We start from the raw sequence: 20,382 nt of genomic DNA, 5'->3' as shown, positions 1-20,382 counted from the left end.
ACATCCCGGGGCGATAAATTCGCCGCAGCGTGGCGCACCGCTTATCCCGGTACGTGAAAAGGCGGGACGGCCGACGGGGGCGGCGGGGCGGTGGCTCTCAGTCGAGGTAGTCCTCCGGCCCGCCGTCCCGCACGGTGTCGAGGGTGAAGCAGTGGAACCCACCGCCGAAGAGGCGGCGGTGCCGGTGCCTCACCGGCACGACGGTGAACTTCGCCTGCTCCAGAGTCCGGATCAGCTCCGGGCTCGACTCGTTGACCAGAACGGTCTCCGGGTCGACGGACAGTACGTTCAGGTCGATGAAGGGGCTGGTCAGGATGAGCGCGTCGTCGTCGTACCGCGGGAAGCTGTTCTGCGTGGGGGTGGGGGCGACGATCCGGTCCCAGCGGCGCAGAGCGGGCGGCAGGGCGTCGGCGACCGCCTCCGAGCGAACGAGCAGCAGGCCGGGGCGCAGGGCGAGCACCATGCTGTCGATGTGGCTGTCGCTCAGCCGGTGGACCCGATGGATACGGAAGCGGCCTTCCAGGTGGCGCTCCAGCCAGGTGACAGCGAGTTCGTGGTTCTCCGTCGAGACGTTCGCGACGATGTCCCGGCCGAGCCGGAGGCACTGGGCAGCGTCGAACATCATCTCCGTGCCGACGTCCCAGGGCGAGGGCCGGGGCTCGCCGATGGGCTCGGTCGGTCCGCCGACGGTCGCGGTTCGCACATAGGACAGGTCGAAGGAAGCGTCCGTCATCAGCGGGCGGGGCATGGTGGTCCAGCGGCAGCCACGCCGGAAGTACTCCTGGAACAGCGGTTTCAGCAACTGGGTCTCGAAGTAGCGGGACCGGATCATAGGAGGTGTCTCGATGATCTCGTCACCGAGGACGAGCGTGTTGTCGCGGATGTTGAGCGGCGGCACGACGGAGGCGGACCAGGCCGGAGTGGTGACCTCGGCGGTCCCGGCGGGCAGGGTGCGGGGGCGGTGAACGGTGACACCCAGGCCGCGCAGGGTGTCGGCCAGGCCTTCGAGGTCCTCGTTCAGCTCGTCGACATAGCGCCGGGCCACCGGCAGCCGCTGCCGGTCGGACTCCTCACTCCGCACGGAAAGCCGGGGGTAGTACCACTCGGACCGGCCGGGGTTGTCCTGAGCGAGGTTGTCATGGAAGAAGAGGTCGAACGAGAGCTCCCTCTCGTGCGAGACGTAGTTCTCCGCGGATCCGACGACGACCTCACGCAGTCGCGACCACTCGTCAAAACTGTTCAGAAGCATGCAGTGAACCGCCTACTCGTCGGGTGACCGGCCGGCCGCGGACTTCATGGAGCCCGTCCCATCATCAGCGGGACCTGACCGCCGCAGGCATCGGCGAGCTCCGCCGTTACGGCACGGAATCCCTTTTCACCCCCAGCACGACAAGCAGCATCAGATATTGAGCACCTGAGGTCGCACAAAGGCATCGAGGACGGCGTCGGGAATGAGACAGGTCAGGGGTGGACAGTTTGCGGCCCGCCGGGTAGAAATGCGTGCGGGATGGGTGGAGGTTTGCATTCCCCGCCCGTCCCGATGCGGGTCGCCCGTTGATATCCGCTTCCCACGAGCCGCGTCTTCCGGGCTCGGTCGAATGCGTTCTCTCGCGAGATGAGGAGGGGTCATGGGTGACCCGTTGCACACCGTCTCCACACTGCCCACGGCGCGGCAACCCGGCTGCCCCTTCGACCCTCCGACGGAGCTGCTCGAAGCCCGGCGTCACGGCCCCCTCAGCCGCTACACGTTCCCCGGCGGACACGTCGGCTGGCTGGTCACGGGATACGACCTCATCAAGTCGGTGCTTTCCGACCCGCGGTTCAGTTCCCGGCGGGAGTTCATGCGTCATCCGACCGTCGACTACGGCGGCCTGCAGCTTCCTCCGGTGCCGCCGGGCGAGTTCCTCCTCATGGACGACCCACAGCACAGCCGCTACCGCAGGCCGCTGATGGGCAAGTTCACCGTGCGTCGGATGCGGCAGCTCACCGAGCGCGTGGAGCAGATCACCGCCGATCACCTGGACGCCATGGAGGAGTCCGGCCCTCCCGCGGATCTCGTGAGCGCGTTCGCCAAGCCGGTCCCGGCGATGGTGATCTGTGAGCTTCTCGGCGTTCCGCACGCCGACCGGGCCTTCTTCCAGGGTCAGTTCGAGTCGTTCATGGATGCCGAGACGCGGGACGAGGATGCGGTCACCGCCTACACCACGACCCGGCACCTCCTGGGTGAGCTGGTGGCTGCGAAGCGCGCGCACCCTACCGACGACGTGCTCAGTGAGCTCACCGACAGCGACCTCACCGACGAGGAACTGCAGGGCATGACGCTGGTACTGCTCGCGGCAGGCCTCGACACCACGGCGAACATGCTGGCGCTCGGCGCCTTCGCGCTGCTGCGCCACCCCGAGCAGCTCGCCGCGCTGCGTGCCGACCCCGGGCTCACGGACCGCGCTGTGGAGGAACTGCTGCGGTACCTCAGCGTCGGCAAGACCTTCATGCGTACGGCGCTGGAGGACGTCCGCCTCGGCGGCCGGACCGTCAGGGCCGGCTCGTCGCTCATCCTGTCCTACAACACGGCGAACCGTGACCCGGAGCGCTTCACCGACCCGCATGTGCTCGACTTCCAGCGGGAGGACGGCGGGCACGTGGCCTTCGGGCACGGCATCCACCAGTGCCTGGGACAGCAACTCGCGCGCGTCGAGATGCGCGTCGGGTTCCCCGCGCTGGTCGCCCGCTTCCCGTCGCTGCGGCTCGCCGTACCGGCCGAGGACATCGTCGTGCGCACGGAGCTGTCGGACATCCACGGGGTGAAGAGCCTCCCGGTCACGTGGGACGTGTGAACCGTGAGAGCCGGGGTGGACGTCGAGCGCTGCATCGGGTCCGGGATGTGCGCCCTTACGGCCGACGAGGTGTTCGACCAGCGTGAGGACGACGGCAAGGCCGTCGTCCTGCGTCCCGAGCCGCCCGCCGACATGTGGGAGGCGGTCCGGGAAGCCGCCGGTCTCTGTCCCACTGCGGCGATCACTCTGTGGGCCGGGGGCAGCTCCGCCGAGGACCTCCCCGCCGAAGGCCGCTCCAGCACCTGACGCGTGTCTCCGAACAGGCGGGGCCGAGTCCGAGAAGTCCCGTTCCGCCCTCGCACCGTCCTCAGCCGTGAGTGGGTCCCCAAGGGCTGGCGCACAGAGTTTCGGCGATGAGCGCGGCGATCTCCGGCTCGTGGTCGGTCAGGAAGAAGTGACCGCCGGGAAAGACCTTCATGTCGAAGGCACCGGTGGCGTGTCGACGCCAGGCGGCCGCCTCGTCGAGCGTCACATGGGGGTCCTGGTCTCCCGCGAGCGCCACCACCGGGCAACCCACCAGGGCGTCGGCTCCGGCGTGGTACGTCTCGGCGGCGCCGTAGTCGGAGCGCACCGTCGGCAGGATGAGCTGCAGGAGTTCGGGGTCGTCGAGGACGCCGCTGTCGGTGCCCTCCAGCTCCCGGAGTTCCTCGACGAAGCCGTCGTCGTCGAGGAACCGTATGCCACGATCGGCCGCGATCGACGGGGCGCAGCGGCCGGAGACGAACAGGGCTCCGGGCGCGGCAGGGCCCTCACGTTCGAGAAACCGGGCCAGCTCGAAGGCGACAGCGCCGCCCATGCTGTGTCCGAAGAGGGCGAAGGGGCGGCCCGCGACGAGCGCTCGCAGCTCCTCGGAGGCCCCTCGGGCGATGTCCGGCACCGTCTCGAGGCAGGGCTCGCGTAGCCGGTCCTGGCGTCCTGGGTACTGCGCGGCGACGATCTCGATCTCGGCGGGCAGGCGTTCCGACAACGAGAAGAAGGCACTCGCGGACCCTCCGGCGTGCGGCAGGCACACCAGGGTGGTCCGGGCGTCCGGGCGCGGGTGAAACGTTCGGAACCATTGTCTTCTGGGCAGAACGGGCTGCGCCATGGTGGGGCAGCTCCTTTCGGCTCGGCGGGTCAGCGTACCCGCCGACCCTCTCGGGCCGGGTTCGCGACAGCATCCGTGCACGCCACCGTTACGCGGCCGGTCGGCTTGTGCTTCCTCCCGCGCGACCTCACTCCACGGCCGGTCCACCGGGCCGGCCCCGGTCGGACCGGACCGGACGCGTCGGTTCTACCCGCACGACTGAGTGCCTCCACAGGTGCGGCAGCCGGCCGGAGTGTGCGAACCGGACCCCGCACCCGTCATGAGCCGTCAGCCCAGCCGCAGATGGTGGAGCATCAGCAGACCGGCCGCCATGCCCGCCGCCGGTATCTCACCGCGCGCGACCATGTCCGGCACCAGCTTGAGCGGGACCCACTCGCGGCGTGAGGACTCGAAGTCGTCCGCGGGATGCCCTGTGTACGTCGCCTCCCTCGACCAGAACAGATGGTGCCTGGCGTCGACGAGGCCGTTGGCCGGTTCCACGGTCATCAGCGGGCACAGCTCACCGGGACGCCAGCCGGTCTCCTCCTCCATCTCCCGTGCCGCGGCGGCGGCGATGTCCTCGCCGTCCTCGACCACGCCAGCGGCGAGCTCCCAGCCCCAGCTGTCGGTGATGAACCGGTGCCGCCACAGGAGCAACACCTCGTTGGCCTCGTTGACGACGGTCGCGGCGGCCACCGCCCTGAGCCGGATGAGGAAGTGGTCGAGATGCCGGCCGTCGGGGAGAACGACATCCGCCAGATTGACCCGGAACCAGCGATTCTCATACACGGTCTGTTCGTTTAAGTTCGTCCACTGCACGTTTCTGCCACCTTCCGACTGGTCGATGGCAACATCGGAGCAGGGTCCGGCCCGTGGGGGAACGCGCGGAGGCGTTTCGGACGAGGCTCGGACGCGGCTCACAGGGGCACGCGCAGCGCCCCCTCGATCAGTCCGGCCGCCGCTCGTGCCTCGGCGCTGCCGCTCGCGGCCAGATGTTGCCGCACGGAGCGCAGCCGGTCCCGCAGCCGCTGGGACTCCATGCCCCGGGCGCGTTCGGCCATTTCCGAGGCCGTGCGGGCCGCCCGGTCCGCCTCCCCCTGGAACAGTTCGAGGTGGGTGAGCATCGCGAGCCGGTGCACGGTCCCGCGGTCGTGCGCCGGGGAGCGTACGGCCGCAGCCGCGTGCTCCCGGGCGCCTGCGAGATCCCCGAGCCGCAGCAGCGCCTCCGCCACCTGGACGTTGACCAGTCCCGGCTGGACGTAACCCGTCTCGTCCGGTTCACCTCCGCTGCGGATACGGCCCGCCTCGGCCTCGGCACGGCGGATGCACCCCAGGGCGCTGCGGTGGTCGCCGAGCTGGGCATAGGCCTTGGCCTGCATCGCGTGCAGATCGGTGGCCAGCGCCGGGGTGATGTGCGGACCCGCCGCGCGCAGCGCCGCCTCCGCGAAGGCCACCGACCGGCGGAATTCGGCCAGGTGCAGCGACTGGTTGACGAGCAGCGCGATCACATAGCCGCCGAGCCCCCGGTCTCCACTGGCCTTGGCCAGCCGCAGTGCCTGGTGGAAGTAGCGCTGGGCCAGTCCATGGGCGTCGGAGTCGTACGCGCAGATCCCCGCGACGGCCACGAGTCCCGCGGTCGCGCGGTGGAGCTGACGGCCCGTCGCATCGCTGTACCCACCGCGCAGCAGCGGCGCCGCCTCGGAGTTGAGGAAGCCGACGATGCGGGACCTGGTCGCGATCCCGCCCGCCTTTCGGTACATCTGTTCGTAGTGGGCCCGGGCGGTACGGAGCATCGCTATGTCCGCCATGCTCACGCGGGACGGCCCGGGCCGTGAGACATCGGTGTCCTCGGGAGGGTTCTCCCACTCCCAGACCGGCATCACCGCCGTCGTGCCCGTGACGGCCGGAGCGGTGGTGAGGTGGGGGCGCTGCTGCTCGTCGGAGCGCCACAGGGCCGTCGCGTGCTCGACGAACCCGGAGAGGCCGGCCGCCTCGGCCGCCGGGTGCGCCCCGGCGATGCCCATACCGATGTCGTCGAGGGTGACGGGCCGGTCCAGACGGCCCGCGAGGACCTCGCAGATCAGGTCGGGTACCTGCCCGCGCGGGCGCTGGCCCTTGAGCCACCTGGCGACCGCCGTGTGCTCGTAGCGCAGGCACAGCCCGCGGGCCCGGCCGGCCTGGTTGACATGGCCGGCCAGCCCGGCACGGGACACACCCGCCTCGTCGATCAGGGATTCGAGCAGGACGTTGGGCTCCATTGCCCCCCCATGTGCGCGTCGCAATGAGCCTAGTGGAGCACGATTCACACGGGGTGTGAACAAAATGCCCGAACCATCCTGCTGTGCGCTCTCGCACGCCGGGGCACCACTCGGTTGAATGAGTGCCTCGCAAAGAGGCGGCCGGGTCGTCGGCTCCCCCTCGTAACAGTTCGACGACCCGCACCCGCGCCGTTCGTCCTGCCTGCCTGCCCGACACTCCGTGGCAGGACGGGCGGCGCCGGATCGCACAGCCCGCGCTGCCCCGACGGCAGCACAACCCCCTGTGCGGTCCCCGGGCCGTCCCGCGAGAGCAGAAGGGGCGTATCCGGTGGCCGGATACGCCCCTTCTCACCGCGGCAGGTCCTATGCGCCGCGCAGCACCGCGCCCGTGCGCTCGGTGGCCAGGGCGACCGCGGTGTCGCGGGCCGCCGAGGCCTCCTCCACGGTCAGCGTGCGGTCCGGGGCACGGAACCGCAGCGCGTACGCCAGGGACTTGTTGCCCTCACCGATCTGCTCGCCGGTGAAGACGTCGAACAGCCGCAGCGATTCGAGCAGGCCGCCCGCGCCTTCGCGCAGCGCCTTCTCCACCGCGTCGGCGGGCACGTCCGACGCGACGACGAGCGCGACGTCCTGGGTCGCCACCGGGAAGGTGGAGATACGGGGCGCCTGGAGCTGACCGTCGACGGCCTTCTCCAGGACGTCGAGCTCGACCTCCATCGCGCAGGTCCGCTCGGGCAGGTGGAGCTCCTTGACGACACGCGGGTGGAGTTCGCCCGCGTGTCCGAAGAGGGTCTCCTCGCCGTCGACCGTGACGTACAGCGCGGCGCAGCGGCCGGGGTGCCACGGGGCGTGCCGGTCGGCGCGGACCGTCACCTCGACGCCCGCCTCACGGGCGATGGTGCGCGCGGCCTCGACGGAGTCCGCCCAGTCGGCCGGGCGGCCCTTGCCCCACCAGCCGGCCTGCTCACGGGCGCCCGCGAGGACGACGGCGGCGCGGCGCGGCTGACGCGGGAGCGCCGCGTCGAGACCGGCGATCTCCTCGTCGGTGGGCCTGCGGTCGACGGGCAGCCGTACGGCCTTGGTCTCCTCGCCGGTGGGCCGGAAGACCAGCCCGGTCTCGAAGAGCGCCAGGTCGTGGCTGCCACGGCCGTCGTTGCGCCGCAGTGCGCCGAGCAGGCCGGGCAGCAGCGTGGTGCGCAGCGCGGGCTCCTCGTCGGAGAGCGGGTTGGCGAGGGTGACCGTGCGGCGGCGGGCGTCGTCCTTCTCCAGGCCGAGCTGGTCGAGGACGGCGTCGCCGATGAACGGGTAGCTGAGCGCCTCGACGTATCCGGCACCGGCGAGCGCCCGGCCGATGCGGCGGTGCAGCCGCTGACGATCGGTGAGCCCGCGGCCCGACGGCGGGGTCGGCAGGGTGGAGGGGAGGTTCTCGTACCCCTCCAGCCGGATGACCTCCTCGGCCAGGTCGTTCGGCTCGGCGAGGTCGGGGCGCCAGGACGGCACCGTGACGATCAGCTCGTCCTGTCCGTAGACGTCGCAGCCGACCTCCTGGAGGCGGCGCACGACGGTCTCACGCCCGTACGCGACACCGGCCACCCGGTCCGGGTGGTTCGCGGGCATCGCGATGGAGCGCGGGGCGGACGGAGCGGTGATCTCCGTGACGCCGGCCTCGGCCGTGCCGCCCGCGAGGAGGACCAGCAGATCGACCGTGCGCTGCGCGGCAGCGGCGGCGGCCTGCGGGTCGACACCGCGCTCGAAGCGCTTGGACGCCTCGGATGCCAGCTTGTGGCGGCGCGCGGTCCTGGCGACGGAGATCGCGTCGAAGTGCGCGGCCTCGATGACGACCTCGGTGGTGCCGGCGTCCTCGGCGTGGTCGGCGATCTCGGTGTCGGCACCGCCCATGACGCCCGCGAGGCCGATCGGGCCGCGGTCGTCGGTGATGACCAGGTCCTGGGCGTCCAGGACGCGCTTGGCACCGTCGAGCGTGGTGAGCTTCTCGCCCTGCTCGGCACGGCGCACCCCGATCGTCCCCTGGACGCGGGAGCGGTCGTAGGCGTGGAGCGGCTGGCCGAGCTCCAGCATCACGTAGTTGGTGATGTCCACGGCGAGCGAGACGGTCCGCATCCCGGCCTTCTGCAGCCTGCGCTGCATCCAGATCGGGGAGCGGGCCTCGGGCCGCAGCCCGGTGACCGTACGCGCGGTGAAGTTACCGCAGCCGATGGGGTCGGACACCTTCACCGGGTAGCCGTGGGCGTTGGGCGGGGGCACGTCCAGGAGCGCCGGGTCGCGCAGCGGAAGGCCGTAGGCGGTGGCGGTCTCACGGGCGACACCGCGCATCGAGAGGCAGTAGCCGCGGTCGGGCGTGACGGCGATGTCCAGGACCTCGTCGACGAGCTCCAGGAGCTCGATCGCGTCGGTGCCGGGCTCGTACTCCGGCGGCAGCACGATGATGCCGTGCGTACCGTCGTCCCCCATGCCGAGCTCGTCGGTCGAGCAGATCATGCCCTGCGAGGTCTTGCCGTACGTCTTGCGGGCGGCGATAGCGAAGTCCCCGGGCAGCACGGCGCCCGGGAGGACCACGACCACCTTGTCGCCGACGGCGAAGTTACGGGCGCCGCAGACGATCTCCTGCGGTTCGCCGGTGCCGTTGGCGGTGCCGACGTCGACGGTGCAGAAGCGGATGGGCTTCTTGAAGCCCTCCAGCTCCTCGATGGTCAGGACCTTGCCGACGACCAGGGGGCCCTTGAGCCCGGCGCCGGTCTGCTCGACGGTCTCGACCTCCAGGCCGACGGAGACGAGCTTGGCCTGTACGTCACGGCCGGTCTCCGTCGCCGGCAGGTCGACGTATTCCCGCAGCCAGGAAAGCGGGACGCGCATCAGATCTCCATCCCGAACGGCCGGGTGAACCGGACGTCACCCTCGACCATGTCTCGCATGTCCTCGACGTTGTGGCGGAACATCAGCATCCGCTCGATGCCGAACCCGAAGGCGAATCCGCTGTACTTCTCGGGGTCCACACCGCAGGCGACGAGCACCTTCGGGTTGACCATGCCGCAGCCGCCGAGCTCGATCCAGCCCTCGCTGCCGCAGGTGCGGCAGGGGCGGTCCGGGTTGCCGACGGACTCGCCGCGGCAGACGTAGCAGACCATGTCCATCTCGGCGGACGGCTCGGTGAACGGGAAGAAGTTCGGCCGCAGCCGGGTCTTCATGTCAGGGCCGAAGAGCGCCTGGACCATGTGGTCGAGGGTGCCCTTGAGGTCGGCCATGGTGAGGCCCTCGTCGACGGCCAGCAGCTCGATCTGGTGGAAGACCGGGGTGTGCGTGGCGTCGAGCTCGTCGGTGCGGTAGACCCGGCCGGGGCAGACCACGTAGACGGGGGGCTTACGGCTGAGCAGCGAGCGCGCCTGGACGGGCGAGGTGTGCGTACGCAGCACGACACCGGACTCGTCGCTCTTCGCGCCGTCGGCGCCCTGGACGAAGAAGGTGTCCTGCATCTGGCGCGCCGGGTGGTCGGGCACGAAGTTCAGGGCGTCGAAGTTGAACCACTCCGCCTCGGCCTCGGGGCCCTCGGCGATCTCGTAGCCCATGGCCACGAAGACGTCGGCGACGCGCTCCATGATGGTCGTCAGCGGGTGGCGCGCGCCTGCGGGGGTGCGGTCGTAGGGCAGCGTGACATCCACCGCCTCCTCGACGAGCACCCGGGCGTCACGCTCGGCCTCCAGCTCGGCCTGGCGGGCGGCCAGCGCCTTGGAGACGGCGCCGCGGGCCTGGCCCACGCGCTTGCCCGCCTCGGCCTTGGCCTGCGGGGGCAGGGCGCCGATCTCGCGGTTGGCGAGCGACAGGGGCGAGGTACCACCGGTGTGCGCGGTCTTCGCCTGGGCGAGCGCTTCGAGGTCGCCCGCGGCGGCGAAGGCGGCGAACGCCTCGTCCCGCAGACGCTCGATCTCTTCCGGTTTCAGTGCCTCGACCTCGACTGGGTCGTACGACTTGTTCGGTGCCGACATCTCTTCCCGTGCTTCCGATTGGCTGGTGGCGACCCTGGTTCGACGACTGAGGACGCAAAGGTGCCAAAAGTCGAGTCTACGGGCCACCGGGAGGCGAAGAAGCCCGTGGGCGCTCAGACCAGGTAGGCCGGCGTGCTCACGGGCAGGATAAATCGGAACTCGGCGCCGCCACCGGGGGCGCGGGCGACGGTGATCGTCCCGCCGTGCGCCTCGACGATGCCCTTGACGATGTACAGGCCAAGGCCGGTCCCGCCGCGCTTGCTCCCCCGCCAGAAGCGGGTGAAGACGCGGCCCATCGACTCCTCGGGGATGCCGGGACCTTCGTCGCTCACGGTGACTGCCGTTCCGCTCTCGTCGTCCTTGCCCGGTGCGGGTGCAGGGGCGATATCGATGGTGACGGTTCCCTCGCCGTGGCGCACCGCGTTTTCCAGGAGGTTGCCCAGGACCTGGTCGACCTTGTCCGGGTCCGCCCAGAGATCGGGCAGCGGCCGGCCGGTGCGGACGAGGAACCGGTCGGGCGCCTGGCCGGCCGCGACCAGGGCCTGGACGTGGCGCTCGACGGCAGCGGAGATGTCCACGGGCTGGCGGCGCAGCTCCAGCCTGCCCGAGTCGATACGGGAGATGTCGAGCAGCTCGGCGATGAGCCGGGTGACGCGGTTGGCGTCGGCGTCGACGGTCTCCAGCATCAGCCGCTTCTGGGCGTCGGTGAACCGCTCCCACTTGGCCAGCAGCGTGGCGGTGAAGCCCTTGACCGAGGTCAGCGGTGAGCGCAGCTCGTGGGCGACGGTGGCGATCAGCTCGGCGTGGCTGCGCTCGGTGCGCCGGCGTGCCTCGGTGCCCCGCAGCGACACGACGAGGCGCCGGACCGGTCCTGTCGGCGTCTCGCGTACGTACCGGGCGGAGACCAGGACCTCGCGGCCGCCGGGCAGCAGCAGATTCCGCTCGGGCTGTCCGACCCGGGTGGCGAGCCCGCCGTACGGGTCGGTCAGGTCCCACCAGCGTCGCCCCTTGAGGTCCTCCAGGGGCAGCGCCCGCTCCAGGGCGTGGCCGAGCGCGGCGGCGGCGGGTGTGGCGGTGATCCGGGCGGCGGCGGCGTTGAAGCAGATGACCGTGCCGGTCTCGTCGGCGACGACGAGGCCGTCGGGCAGATCGTCGGGGCCGATGCCCGTCACGAGGTCCCTGCCGGCCGGGCCCACGCCTGTCGCGTCGGAGTCCGCCGCGTCGGAAAGGGCGCGCACGGCGGCCGTGTGTGTCGCTCGCGGCCTGCTCATGCCGACAGCCATCTTCCCGTACCCCACCTCTCGAACCGGTGCAGTGGGCCCCCGAGTTCGTCACCCTACTAGGCGCCGGCCGCCCGGCGACACCCTCAGGGCGGCTGCCCGCCGGGTGTGGCCCGTATCGATCGGTGTCGGCCGGCCGCGGCCCGGGATCAGCCGGCCCGCCGGGGGCGCTGGGCCCGCGCGGAGGCGTAGAGGCACACGGCGGCGGCGGTGGCGAGGTTGAGGCTCTCGGCCTTTCCGTGGATCGGGACCCGGACCACGGCGTCGGCCAGGGCGCGCGTCTCCTCGGGGAGGCCCCAGGCCTCGTTGCCGAACACCCAGGCGGTGGGTCCGCCCATGGTGCCCGCGTCGAGCTCGTCGTCGAGGTCGTCCTGACCCGCGCCGTCGGCCGCCAGGATGCGTACGCCCGCGTCGCGGAGCCCCCGCACGGCCTGCTCCACGGGTACGCCGACGGCGACCGGCAGATGGAAGAGGGAGCCGACGGAGGCACGGACCGACTTGGGGTTGTAGAGGTCCACGGAGGCGTCGGTGAGCACGACCGCGTCGGCGCCGGCGGCGTCCGCGCAGCGCAGCACCGTGCCCGCGTTCCCGGGGTCGCGTACATGGGCCAGGACGGCGACCAGGGTGGGCCTCGCCGCGAGGATGGCGTCGAAGGGCGAGTCCAGGAAGCGGCAGACACCGATCAGGCCCTGCGGGGTGACGGTCTGCGAGACATCGGCGAGCACCTCCGCGTCCGCGAGGTGCACCCGGGCGCCCGCGGCCAGGGCGGCGTCGACGATGTCGTCGTGACGTTCGGCCGCGTCGACGGTGGCGAAGAGCTCGATCAGCGTCGGCTCGCCGTCGTCGCCCCGGTGCGCCGCGGCCTCCCGCACGGCCTGCGGGCCCTCGGCGATGAACCTGCGCTCCTTGCCGCGGAAGTTACGCCTGGCCAGTCGGCGTGCGGCGACGATTCGCGGCGACCGCGCGGAGATCAGTTCGGGGGTGCCCATGGTCGGCGGCGAGCCTCTCTGCGTAAGTCAGCTTCTCTGCGTACGTTTCTCTGCGTACGGCTGACCGCGTACGCGACACGTGCTGCAACGCACCGGACCCGCAGACGGCTCACGCCTGCGGGTCCGGCTCACATCGCTGGGACGACGGGAAGTGCTGCCTTGGTCAGGCGGCCTTCGGGGCGTTGACGTCGCTCGGGAGGGCCTTCTGGGCGACCTCGACGAGGGCGGCGAACGCGTTGGCGTCGTTGACCGCGAGCTCGGCCAGGATCTTGCGGTCCACCTCGATGTTGGCGGCCTTCAGACCCTGGATGAGGCGGTTGTACGTCATGCCGTTCTGGCGGGCGGCCGCGTTGATGCGCTGGATCCAGAGCTGACGGAAGTCGCCCTTGCGCTTCTTGCGGTCGTTGTAGTTGTAGACCAGGGAGTGGGTGACCTGCTCCTTGGCCTTGCGGTACAGGCGCGAACGCTGACCGCGGTAACCGCTGGCCGCCTCGAGGATCGCCCGGCGCTTCTTGTGGGCGTTTACCGCCCGCTTGACGCGTGCCACTTTTAACTCCTTGCAGCGGGGTCGGGTGGTCGCCTTGAGGACTCACCCGGCCCGGAAACGAATTGGTCCCGGTCGGATCGAGGTCGCGCCTCCGGGGTGAGCCGGAGGCCGCGCCTCACTTGCCGAGAAGCTTCTTGACCTTCTTGGCGTCGGCCGGAGCCACGACGACCGTGCCGGTCAGCGAGCGGGTCTTCTTCGAGGACTTGTGCTCGAGCAGGTGGCGCTTGCCGGCCTTCTCGCGCAGCACCTTGCCGGAGCCCGTGATCTTGAAGCGCTTGCTGGCACCGCTGTGCGTCTTGTTCTTCGGCATCGCGCCGTTCTCTCCTCGTCAGTGGCGCCCCCTGTTCGGTGCGGGCACCGGACCGCGGGGGCGTCAGATCTTTGGGTGGCTTCCGAGGGACCCGGGGGCGCCTGGGTGGCGGCCCCCGGAGGTCACGCCTCGGAAGGTGTCTCGGCCGGAGCCCCGGCCGCTGCGGCCGGGGCCTCAGCGGTGTCACCCTCGGACTCGGCGTCGGGGGCATAGCCCTGACGCTCCGCCTTGCGGGCGGCCTGGGCCTCACGGGCTTCGGCCATGGCTTCGGTCTTCTTCTTGTGCGGGCCCAGAACCATGATCATGTTCCGGCCGTCCTGCTTCGGGTTCGACTCGATGAAGCCGAGGTCCTCGACGTCCGAAGCGAGACGCTGGAGCAGTCGGAAGCCCAGCTCGGGGCGGGACTGCTCACGACCACGGAACATGATCGTGATCTTGACCTTGTCCCCCTGCTTGAGGAACCGGACGACGTGACCCTTCTTGGTGTCGTAGTCGTGCGGGTCGATCTTCGGCCGGAGCTTCATTTCCTTGATGACCGTGTGCGCCTGGTTCTTGCGCGCCTCACGGGCCTTCATGGCCGACTCGTACTTGAACTTCCCGTAGTCCATGAGCTTGCACACGGGGGGACGGGCTGTCGCCGCCACCTCGACCAGGTCGAGGTCGTACTCCTGTGCGAGCTCCAGGGCCTTGGCAAGCGGAACAATCCCGACCTGCTCGCCGCTGGGACCGACAAGTCGCACCTCGGGAACGCGAATCCGGTCGTTGATGCGGGGCTCGGCGCTGATGGATCCTCCTCGGTAGCACCACGCGACCGCCTGGCGGACAGCCGCGTAACGTCTCTTGTTGAGTGACCAACCGAGCCGGGAAAGAACAAATGCCCCGGACGGGACACAGGCGGGGCTCCTGGAACTACCGGAACACCGTCGCGTGCAACCGCGGGGCGCTATCGGGCGGCCCCATCGTCCGTACGGAACGATGGCTGCCACCTGACCGGTGACCCGCCGTCCGTGAGGACGGTCAGGTGGGAGATCGGAGCCTCCACTTGTGGGCCGAGCACATAGGTGTCCGGCCGGTCGTTACACAAGGTTAGCAGCTCGCCGGGGCTGCTGCGAACCCGATGCCGGCACGGCTCCCGCAGGAGGAGCCGTGCCGGCGTGGCCTTATCGTGTGGGGCATGAGCGACGCGACCACTCCCAGCACCGAGAACCCCGGCTTCGACGACATGGCCCGCGACATCGCGGAGGTTCCCGCGGTCGAGGTGATCGTGACCGTCGCCGTCAATCTGATGAGCGCGGCAGCCGTGAAGCTCGGCCTGACCGAGGAGGGCGAGCAGCACAAGGATCTGGACGAGGCCCGCAAGCTGGTCCAGGCCCTGGCGGGGCTGCTCGACGCGAGCGCGACCGAGATCAGCACCTTCCACGCCTCGCCGCTGCGGGACGGCCTGAAGTCGCTGCAGCTGGCCTTCCGCGAGGCCTCGCTCGTACCGGACGAGCCCGGCAAGGGGCCGGGCGAGAAGTACACGGGCCCCGTCTACGGCTAGCCGCCGCGCGCCTTCCGATTTCCGAGCCCGCCGCCCGCGACAGGTGGCGGGCTCGCCCGTGTCAGCGGCTGAACAGCGGTTCGCCCGGGGCCTCGGCATCGGCCGGCAGCAGCGCAAGGTCGATCCCCCGCACCAGCCGGGCGCGCAGCACCTCGCTGGCGGACAGCGCGTCGGCGACCCGGCGGGCGGCGTCGGCGACGACGGCGTCCGGGGTGAGGACCAGGGCCAGGGTGCCGTCGGCCCGGCCAGGGCCGAGGTGCGCGCGCAGCACCGCGGGCTCGGCGGCGACCGCGTCCCGTACGGCGGCGACGACGGCCGGGTCGTCGATGGGGTCCGTGCTGGTGCGGTTCTCGGCGAGGGCAAGCAGCGCCGGGCCGGTCAGCTCGAAGGCCACGGGCCCGGCGAGGTCGAGCACCACCGTGTCCGCCTTCTCGTGCGCGGCGGCCTGCAACGCCTGGTGCAGGGGTACGGCGACGGGGCGTGCCTGCGGGTCCCAGAGGGCCAGCGAGGCGGTGGAGGTGAAGGCGGGCAGGGCGCGCCGGTCGCCGGCCTGAAGGGTCGGCACTGCCATGTCACTCGTCTTCTCGCGGCGCATTCCCTTCTCGTCCTCCTCGGCCTCGCCGAGCACGGCGACGACCGGTACGAGCAGCCGGGCGCCGCGGAGCGCCGCCAGGACCGGGCCGACGGCCGTCCTGTCGTCGGCCCACGCCGTGAGGGCCGCCGTCAGTTCGGGCGAGGCAGTGCCGTCGTCGTCGGAGAAACCGGAGTCCGGGATGTTCTTGAGCGCCACACGACGAGCGTAGTGGGTCGGTTCTCCCACCTGGGCGACAGGTGGGGCACAGGCTGCTGCCAGCCGGGCTCCCTAGCGTCCGGGCCATGTCCCGTCACAGAACTCGCAGGAGCGCGCGGTCCTGGCCGGTGGCCGCTGTGGTGGTGCTGCTGGGCTGTTCCGCCGCGGGCGGCGCGTATCTGGTGGGTCACCCACCGGGTGACGCGTCCACGGCCGTGGCCGCCGTATCGTCCGCATCGAGCCCGCCGGCCGCGGCGGGCCCGAGCGAGGAGGCCGGAGTGGATCTCGACGCGGAGCTCGCCGACGCGCTGGCGCCCCTGGCGGACGGCGCCGATGTGTCGGTGGCCGTGCTGGACACGCGGAGCGGCGCGGGCGGCGCGTACGGCGACGGGACGTACGACGCCGCCAGCATCGTCAAGGTCGACATCCTGGCGGCGCTGCTCCTCCGGGCACAGGACGAGGACCGGAAGCTGAGCGGCGCCGAGCAGGCGTACGCGGAGGCCATGATCCAGCGCAGCGACAACACATCGGCCACCGAGCTGCTCAAGGTGATCGGCGGGCAGGAGGGCCTCGACGCGGCCAACGCACGGCTGGGGCTGACCGAGACGGAGGCCTCCCACGCATGGGGGCTGACCCAGACCACGGCCGCCGACCAGGTGCGCCTGCTCGGTGCGGTGTCCGGGGCGGATTCGGAGCTCTCGGCGGACTCGCGGGCGTATCTGGAGGGGTTGATGGGCCAGGTCGAGGCGGACCAGCGGTGGGGTGTGTCGGCGGCGGGCACCGACGCCGTGCTGAAGAACGGCTGGATGCCCCGGACGACGACGGGGCTGTGGGACGTCAACAGCATCGGGCGGGTGGAGAGCGGCGGGCACACCGTGCTGGTGGCGGTGCTGTCGCGCGGACACGCGTCGAAGGAGGCAGGCATCGCACTGGTGGAGACGGTCGCGAAGGCGGCGGTCGGTGTGACCGGATCGGGCTGAGCCGAGACGGGTGGCCGGTCGGGTCGCTCGGCGCGGACGAGGGCGTCGGCGGGCGGGGTGCAGGGTGTCAGCGCGGGGGGGCGGGCCGGTCAGCGCAGGGGGCGGGTGGGGAACCGGCTGTAGTGGGGCGGGGTCCCGCCGGGGCCCCTGCCGCCCGGCCGCCTGCCGCGCCACAGCACCACGGCCAGGGCGAGCAGCACGGCTCCGAGGCCGCCCGCGGTGGGTGCCAGCCAACCGGCCGGTTCTCCGTCGTCCCGACGCGGGTCGGGGCCCGAGCCGAAGTACTCCTTGCGGTAGCCGGCCTTCGCGGACTCCGCGCTCAGACCGTCGGGGCTCAGCTTCGCCCCGGCCTCCATCGCGGCGGCGGGGTCGACCAGTCCGTAACCCCTGGAGTCGTCGCGGCCGCCCGACGGGGCGTTGCCCGCGGTGTCCGCGAGCAGGGTCTTGACCTGGTCGGGCGAGAGTCCCGGATGCGCGGCGCGCACGAGGGCCACGGCCCCGGAGACGAACGCGGACGCGGCGGACGTGCCCCACTCGATGTAGTACTGCCGGTCGGGGTTGGCCACGACGATGTCGACACCGGGCGCGCTGACGGTGGCGTACCAGCGACGGGTGGAGAACGCGGCGTGCGTGCCGTACTTGTCGACGGCCGCGACGGCGATCACACCGGGATAGGCGGCCGGGTAGGAGATCCGGTCACCCTTCTCACCGCTGTTGCCCGCGGAGGCGACGACGGAGACGCCCTTGCCGAGGGCGTACTGCACGGCGGCGTCCTCGCCCGGTTCCGGGTGGGCCGACTCGCTGTCGTCCCCGAGGGAGAGGTTGATGACGTCGGCGCCCTGGTCGGCCGCCCAGCGGATGCCGTCGGCGAGCGCGTTCCCACGCGACTCGCGGGCCTTGGCGCGCGACGGGTCGCCGGACTCCAGAATCACGCGCACGGGCAGGATCTTCGCTTCCGGGGCGACGCCGAGCACGCCGTCGGCCCGCCCGGGGCCGTTGCCGCGGCCCGCGATGATGCCGGCCATCGCGGTGCCGTGCAGGGCCCAGGAGCGGTCGCCCGCTTCGGCCCCGAAGCCGATGAGGTCCTTGCCCGGGAGCACCTGCCCCGCGAGGTCGGGGTGGTCGTCGTCGACCCCGGTGTCCAGGACGGCGACAGTGATGCCCTTGCCCTTCGTCGTCTGCCAGGCCGTGTCGGTGTGCAGGGCCTCCAGGCCCCACTGCTGGTCGCGGATGGCGTCCGCGTGGGCGGGGACTGCGGGCAGCAGCGCGAAGGCGGTGGCCGTGGTCACCGCGGCGAGTGCCCGCAGCCGGCGGGGGCGGGTCATTCCGGCTTCTCCGTGCGGTCGGTGACGGTCCTGCGCAGGGCGCGCTCCACCCGGTCGGCGATGCCCTTCGCCTCGTGGCCGAGTCCGGCCTGGGCGGGGGCGGTCGTGGCGTCGGCGGCCATGGCCTCGGCGGCGGGCTGCGGCTCGGCGACCGCGCGGCCGTCGGCGAAGCCGGAGACGGCGAAGACGACGACGGGCAGCCCGGTCAGGACATGGACCGTCCAGCTGGCGCGCTGCTCGTCGCCGAAGTCGGCGGCCACGGTGCCCTTGACCGGATAGGTGCGGGGCATCAGATCGGAGCGCCCGGCGAGGTGCTGGGTGGTGAACCGGGTGCTGAGCGCGCCCATCGCCTCGGTGCCCGCCTCGGTGAAGACCATGCCGACGGTGGTGACACTGCTGTGGGTGGCGTCGGTGTAGGTGGCGCGCACCAGGCGTTCGCAGCCGACCGGGCCGAGCGTCTTGAGCAGCAGTGGGTCCAGTCCTGCCGCGCACCCGCCGTCGCTCGCGACGGCGACCCTGGTCCAGACCCGGTCGGTGGCTCCCGGACCGGCGCCGTCGCCCTTGAGGGTGCGCGGGAAGAGGGAGTCGACGGGCTCGCTGTGCCAGAGGGAACGGGTCACGGCGTACGGGCTCACGTCGCCGGGCTCGGCGGCCGAGTCGCCGGTGAGCCAGGTGCCGGTGACCGCGCCGCCGATGAGCCCGAGGCCGAGCACGGCGCACACCGCGGCTGCGGCGGTCCTGCCGGGGCGCCGTGCCTTGACGGGGCGCAGCCGGGTGGTGGTCTCGGCCGGTGTCTCCGCCGGCGCGTAGTACGTCCCGGGCGGGGGCGGGGTCGCGCCGGGGCGCGGGGTGAGGTCCACAGCGCCGACGGGTCTGCGTCTGGTGACGGCGGGCGGCTGCGGGGGCGGTGAGGACGGCACGGGAGGTACGGGGCGGAGCCGGGCGGTCGTCTCCACCGGCGGCGCGGACGGGGTGGCCGCCTCCACCGGCGGGACGGGCTGCGCAGGCGGCACGGGCGGCGGGGTGGTCGGTCGGGGCGGCACTGGAGCGCGCTGCGCCTCGGTACTCATCCGTCCCCCTGGTCCACGTCCCCGCACCGCCCACGGACCACCGCTGCGCACGGGCCCGCCGGTCGATCGTGTGACGGTCACTCTACGGGGTGGAGGGCACCCCGTGGGAACGGACGCGGGGTCAGGGACGATCTGCACCGAACGTCCCCCCTACCCAGTGGTACGGCCGTCTGGCAAGCTGCGTCCATGACTGTCCGCGCCACTGACCGGAGCCGGTACGACCGGGCCACCGCCCATCTCGACGCCCCGGTGGCCGTCGTCGACCTGGAGGCCTTCGACGCCAACGCCGCCGATCTGGTGCGCCGGGCGGGCGGGAAACCGATCCGGGTGGCGAGCAAGTCGGTGCGCTGCCGTGCCCTCCTGGAGCGGGTGCTCGCGCGGCCCGGCTTCGCGGGCGTCATGTCGTTCACCCTCGCGGAGTCGCTGTGGCTGGCCCGCGCCGGATTCGACGACGTACTGCTGGCCTATCCGTCGGCCGACCGGGCCGCGTACGCCGAACTGGCCGCCGATCCCAAGCTCGCGGCGGCCGTGACGGTGATGGTGGACGATCACGCGCAGCTGGAGCTGATCGACGCCGCGCGGGCCGGCGGCACGGAGGAGATCCGGGTCTGCCTGGAGCTGGACACCTCGCTGCGGCTGCTCGGCGGGCGGATCAGGATCGGCGCCCTGCGCTCCCCGCTCCGCTCCCCCGCCCAACTGGCCGACCTGGCCCGCTCGGTGGACCGCAGGCCGGGCTTCCGGCTGGTGGGGCTGATGGCGTACGAGGGCCATGTCGCCGGTGTGGGCGACTCGATCGCCGGCCGGCCGCTGCGGTCGCGCGCGGTCCGGCTGATGCAGGCCGCGGCCCGCAGGGAGCTGACGGCCAGGCGCGCGGAGGTGGTGCGGGCGGTCCGCGCGGTGGCACCGGGCCTGGAGTTCGTGAACGGCGGGGGCACCGGCAGCGTGCAGCACACGGCCGCCGAGTCCGCGGTGACGGAGATCGCGGCGGGTTCCGGTCTCTACGTACCGAGGCTGTTCGACAACTACACCTCGTTCACGGGCCGTCCGGCGGCGCTGTTCGCCCAGCCCGTGGTGCGGCGGCCTGGCGTGGGCGTGGTGACGGTGCTGGGCGGCGGCTATCCGGCGTCCGGGGCCGCGGGCGCCGACCGGCTGCCGGTGCCGTATCTGCCCGAAGGGCTGCGCTACGACGCGCAGGAGGGCCCGGGTGAGGTCCAGACGCCGCTGCTCGGCGCCCCCGCGGACGACCTGCTGATCGGCGACAAGGTGTGGTTCCGGCACGCCAAGGCGGGTGAGCTGTGCGAGCGCTTCGACGAGCTGCGGCTGATCGAGGGCGAGCGGATCACGGCCACCGTGCCGACGTACCGCGGCGAGGGCCGCACCTTCCTCTAGGGC

General features: G+C 71.9%; 19 protein-coding genes. 5 read left to right on the top strand and 14 right to left on the bottom strand.

Annotated elements, in window-relative coordinates; genetic code table 11:
- Positions 1-97: 97 nt before the first annotated feature.
- A complete protein-coding gene (locus tag OG623_RS29300; RefSeq protein WP_406150551.1) occupies positions 98-1,249 on the bottom strand; it encodes a glycine amidinotransferase in 1,152 nt (383 codons plus the stop codon).
- Between the two features lie 379 nt (positions 1,250-1,628).
- Here OG623_RS29300 and OG623_RS29295 point away from each other — a divergent pair, with 379 nt between their 5' ends.
- Both OG623_RS29295 and OG623_RS29290 read left to right on the top strand, forming a co-directional pair.
- The gene (locus OG623_RS29295; RefSeq protein WP_406150549.1) at positions 1,629-2,834 is read left to right on the top strand and encodes a cytochrome P450; all 1,206 of its coding nucleotides are present in this window, start codon (positions 1,629-1,631) and stop codon (positions 2,832-2,834) included.
- Between the two features lie 3 nt (positions 2,835-2,837).
- Positions 2,838-3,080 carry a ferredoxin gene (locus tag OG623_RS29290; protein ID WP_406150548.1) on the top strand — a complete coding sequence of 81 codons (243 nt, stop codon included), beginning with the start codon at positions 2,838-2,840 and terminating at the stop codon, positions 3,078-3,080.
- A 61-nt stretch (positions 3,081-3,141) separates the two neighbouring features.
- Here the strand turns inward: OG623_RS29290 and OG623_RS29285 are convergent, their stop codons facing one another.
- The 10 genes from OG623_RS29285 to infC form a co-directional block, all read right to left on the bottom strand.
- Positions 3,142-3,921, bottom strand: a complete 780-nt coding sequence (locus OG623_RS29285; protein ID WP_406150546.1) for a thioesterase II family protein — start codon at positions 3,919-3,921, stop codon at positions 3,142-3,144.
- A 267-nt stretch (positions 3,922-4,188) separates the two neighbouring features.
- The gene (locus tag OG623_RS29280; protein WP_406150545.1) at positions 4,189-4,719 is read right to left on the bottom strand and encodes an NUDIX domain-containing protein; all 531 of its coding nucleotides are present in this window, start codon (positions 4,717-4,719) and stop codon (positions 4,189-4,191) included.
- Between the two features lie 98 nt (positions 4,720-4,817).
- Positions 4,818-6,158 carry a transcriptional regulator gene (locus OG623_RS29275; protein ID WP_406150543.1) on the bottom strand — a complete coding sequence of 447 codons (1,341 nt, stop codon included), beginning with the start codon at positions 6,156-6,158 and terminating at the stop codon, positions 4,818-4,820.
- A 363-nt stretch (positions 6,159-6,521) separates the two neighbouring features.
- Positions 6,522-9,032, bottom strand: a complete 2,511-nt coding sequence (gene pheT / locus OG623_RS29270) for a phenylalanine--tRNA ligase subunit beta (RefSeq protein ID WP_406150541.1) — start codon at positions 9,030-9,032, stop codon at positions 6,522-6,524.
- Positions 9,032-10,159, bottom strand: coding sequence for a phenylalanine--tRNA ligase subunit alpha (gene pheS, locus OG623_RS29265; RefSeq protein WP_362889214.1), 1,128 nt, complete (start codon positions 10,157-10,159; stop codon positions 9,032-9,034). Before pheS ends, pheT begins: the two co-directional genes overlap by 1 nt.
- Before the next feature lie 113 nt (positions 10,160-10,272).
- Entirely contained in the window at positions 10,273-11,442 is a 1,170-nt protein-coding gene (locus OG623_RS29260; protein WP_406150539.1) for an ATP-binding protein, read from the bottom strand.
- Positions 11,443-11,588: 146 nt separating this feature from the next.
- Complete coding sequence (locus tag OG623_RS29255; protein WP_406150537.1) at positions 11,589-12,428, bottom strand: TrmH family RNA methyltransferase; 840 nt, start codon at positions 12,426-12,428, stop codon at positions 11,589-11,591.
- 163 nt (positions 12,429-12,591) lie between these two features.
- Positions 12,592-12,975, bottom strand: coding sequence for a 50S ribosomal protein L20 (gene rplT / locus OG623_RS29250; RefSeq protein ID WP_003970214.1), 384 nt, complete (start codon positions 12,973-12,975; stop codon positions 12,592-12,594).
- Positions 12,976-13,090: 115 nt separating this feature from the next.
- A complete protein-coding gene (rpmI, locus tag OG623_RS29245; RefSeq protein WP_099176763.1) occupies positions 13,091-13,285 on the bottom strand; it encodes a 50S ribosomal protein L35 in 195 nt (64 codons plus the stop codon).
- Between the two features lie 122 nt (positions 13,286-13,407).
- Positions 13,408-14,070 (bottom strand): translation initiation factor IF-3, encoded by a 663-nt coding sequence (infC, locus tag OG623_RS29240; protein WP_406152056.1) that lies wholly within the window; start codon positions 14,068-14,070, stop codon positions 13,408-13,410.
- Positions 14,071-14,459: 389 nt separating this feature from the next.
- On the opposite strand from infC, the gene OG623_RS29235 reads away from it, so the two are divergent.
- A complete protein-coding gene (locus tag OG623_RS29235; RefSeq protein WP_362889221.1) occupies positions 14,460-14,825 on the top strand; it encodes a DUF1844 domain-containing protein in 366 nt (121 codons plus the stop codon).
- Positions 14,826-14,886: 61 nt separating this feature from the next.
- On the opposite strand, the gene OG623_RS29230 is transcribed toward OG623_RS29235, so the two are convergent.
- Positions 14,887-15,615, bottom strand: a complete 729-nt coding sequence (locus OG623_RS29230; RefSeq protein WP_406150535.1) for an SseB family protein — start codon at positions 15,613-15,615, stop codon at positions 14,887-14,889.
- A gap of 86 nt (positions 15,616-15,701) precedes the next feature.
- Here OG623_RS29230 and OG623_RS29225 point away from each other — a divergent pair, with 86 nt between their 5' ends.
- A complete protein-coding gene (locus OG623_RS29225) occupies positions 15,702-16,595 on the top strand; it encodes a serine hydrolase (protein WP_406150533.1) in 894 nt (297 codons plus the stop codon).
- 89 nt (positions 16,596-16,684) lie between these two features.
- On the opposite strand, the gene mycP is transcribed toward OG623_RS29225, so the two are convergent.
- Together mycP and OG623_RS29215 are read right to left on the bottom strand one after the other, a co-directional pair.
- Entirely contained in the window at positions 16,685-17,920 is a 1,236-nt protein-coding gene (gene mycP, locus OG623_RS29220; RefSeq protein ID WP_406150532.1) for a type VII secretion-associated serine protease mycosin, read from the bottom strand.
- The gene (locus OG623_RS29215; RefSeq protein WP_406152054.1) at positions 17,917-18,780 is read right to left on the bottom strand and encodes a hypothetical protein; all 864 of its coding nucleotides are present in this window, start codon (positions 18,778-18,780) and stop codon (positions 17,917-17,919) included. Before OG623_RS29215 ends, mycP begins: the two co-directional genes overlap by 4 nt.
- A 396-nt stretch (positions 18,781-19,176) precedes the next feature.
- Between OG623_RS29215 and OG623_RS29210 the strand changes: the two genes are divergently transcribed.
- Entirely contained in the window at positions 19,177-20,379 is a 1,203-nt protein-coding gene (locus tag OG623_RS29210; protein WP_406150531.1) for an amino acid deaminase/aldolase, read from the top strand.
- Positions 20,380-20,382 lie beyond the last annotated feature (3 nt).

This window comes from Streptomyces sp. NBC_01012, from assembly GCF_045162755.1.
Lineage (GTDB): Bacteria > Actinomycetota > Actinomycetes > Streptomycetales > Streptomycetaceae > Streptomyces.
Note: the sequence above shows the minus strand (reverse complement) of the source record. Positions and strands in the feature narration are given on the sequence as shown.

Coding starts and splice junctions, on each gene's coding strand:
- OG623_RS29300 (WP_406150551.1), bottom strand. CDS start 1,249: ATGCTTCTGAACAGTTTTGACGAGTGGTCGCGACTGCGTGAGGTCGTC.
- OG623_RS29295 (WP_406150549.1), top strand. CDS start 1,629: ATGGGTGACCCGTTGCACACCGTCTCCACACTGCCCACGGCGCGGCAA.
- OG623_RS29285 (WP_406150546.1), bottom strand. CDS start 3,921: ATGGCGCAGCCCGTTCTGCCCAGAAGACAATGGTTCCGAACGTTTCAC.
- OG623_RS29275 (WP_406150543.1), bottom strand. CDS start 6,158: ATGGAGCCCAACGTCCTGCTCGAATCCCTGATCGACGAGGCGGGTGTG.
- pheT (WP_406150541.1), bottom strand. CDS start 9,032: ATGCGCGTCCCGCTTTCCTGGCTGCGGGAATACGTCGACCTGCCGGCG.
- pheS (WP_362889214.1), bottom strand. CDS start 10,159: ATGTCGGCACCGAACAAGTCGTACGACCCAGTCGAGGTCGAGGCACTG.
- OG623_RS29260 (WP_406150539.1), bottom strand. CDS start 11,442: ATGGCTGTCGGCATGAGCAGGCCGCGAGCGACACACACGGCCGCCGTG.
- OG623_RS29255 (WP_406150537.1), bottom strand. CDS start 12,428: ATGGGCACCCCCGAACTGATCTCCGCGCGGTCGCCGCGAATCGTCGCC.
- rpmI (WP_099176763.1), bottom strand. CDS start 13,285: ATGCCGAAGAACAAGACGCACAGCGGTGCCAGCAAGCGCTTCAAGATC.
- OG623_RS29235 (WP_362889221.1), top strand. CDS start 14,460: ATGAGCGACGCGACCACTCCCAGCACCGAGAACCCCGGCTTCGACGAC.
- OG623_RS29225 (WP_406150533.1), top strand. CDS start 15,702: ATGTCCCGTCACAGAACTCGCAGGAGCGCGCGGTCCTGGCCGGTGGCC.
- mycP (WP_406150532.1), bottom strand. CDS start 17,920: ATGACCCGCCCCCGCCGGCTGCGGGCACTCGCCGCGGTGACCACGGCC.
- OG623_RS29210 (WP_406150531.1), top strand. CDS start 19,177: ATGACTGTCCGCGCCACTGACCGGAGCCGGTACGACCGGGCCACCGCC.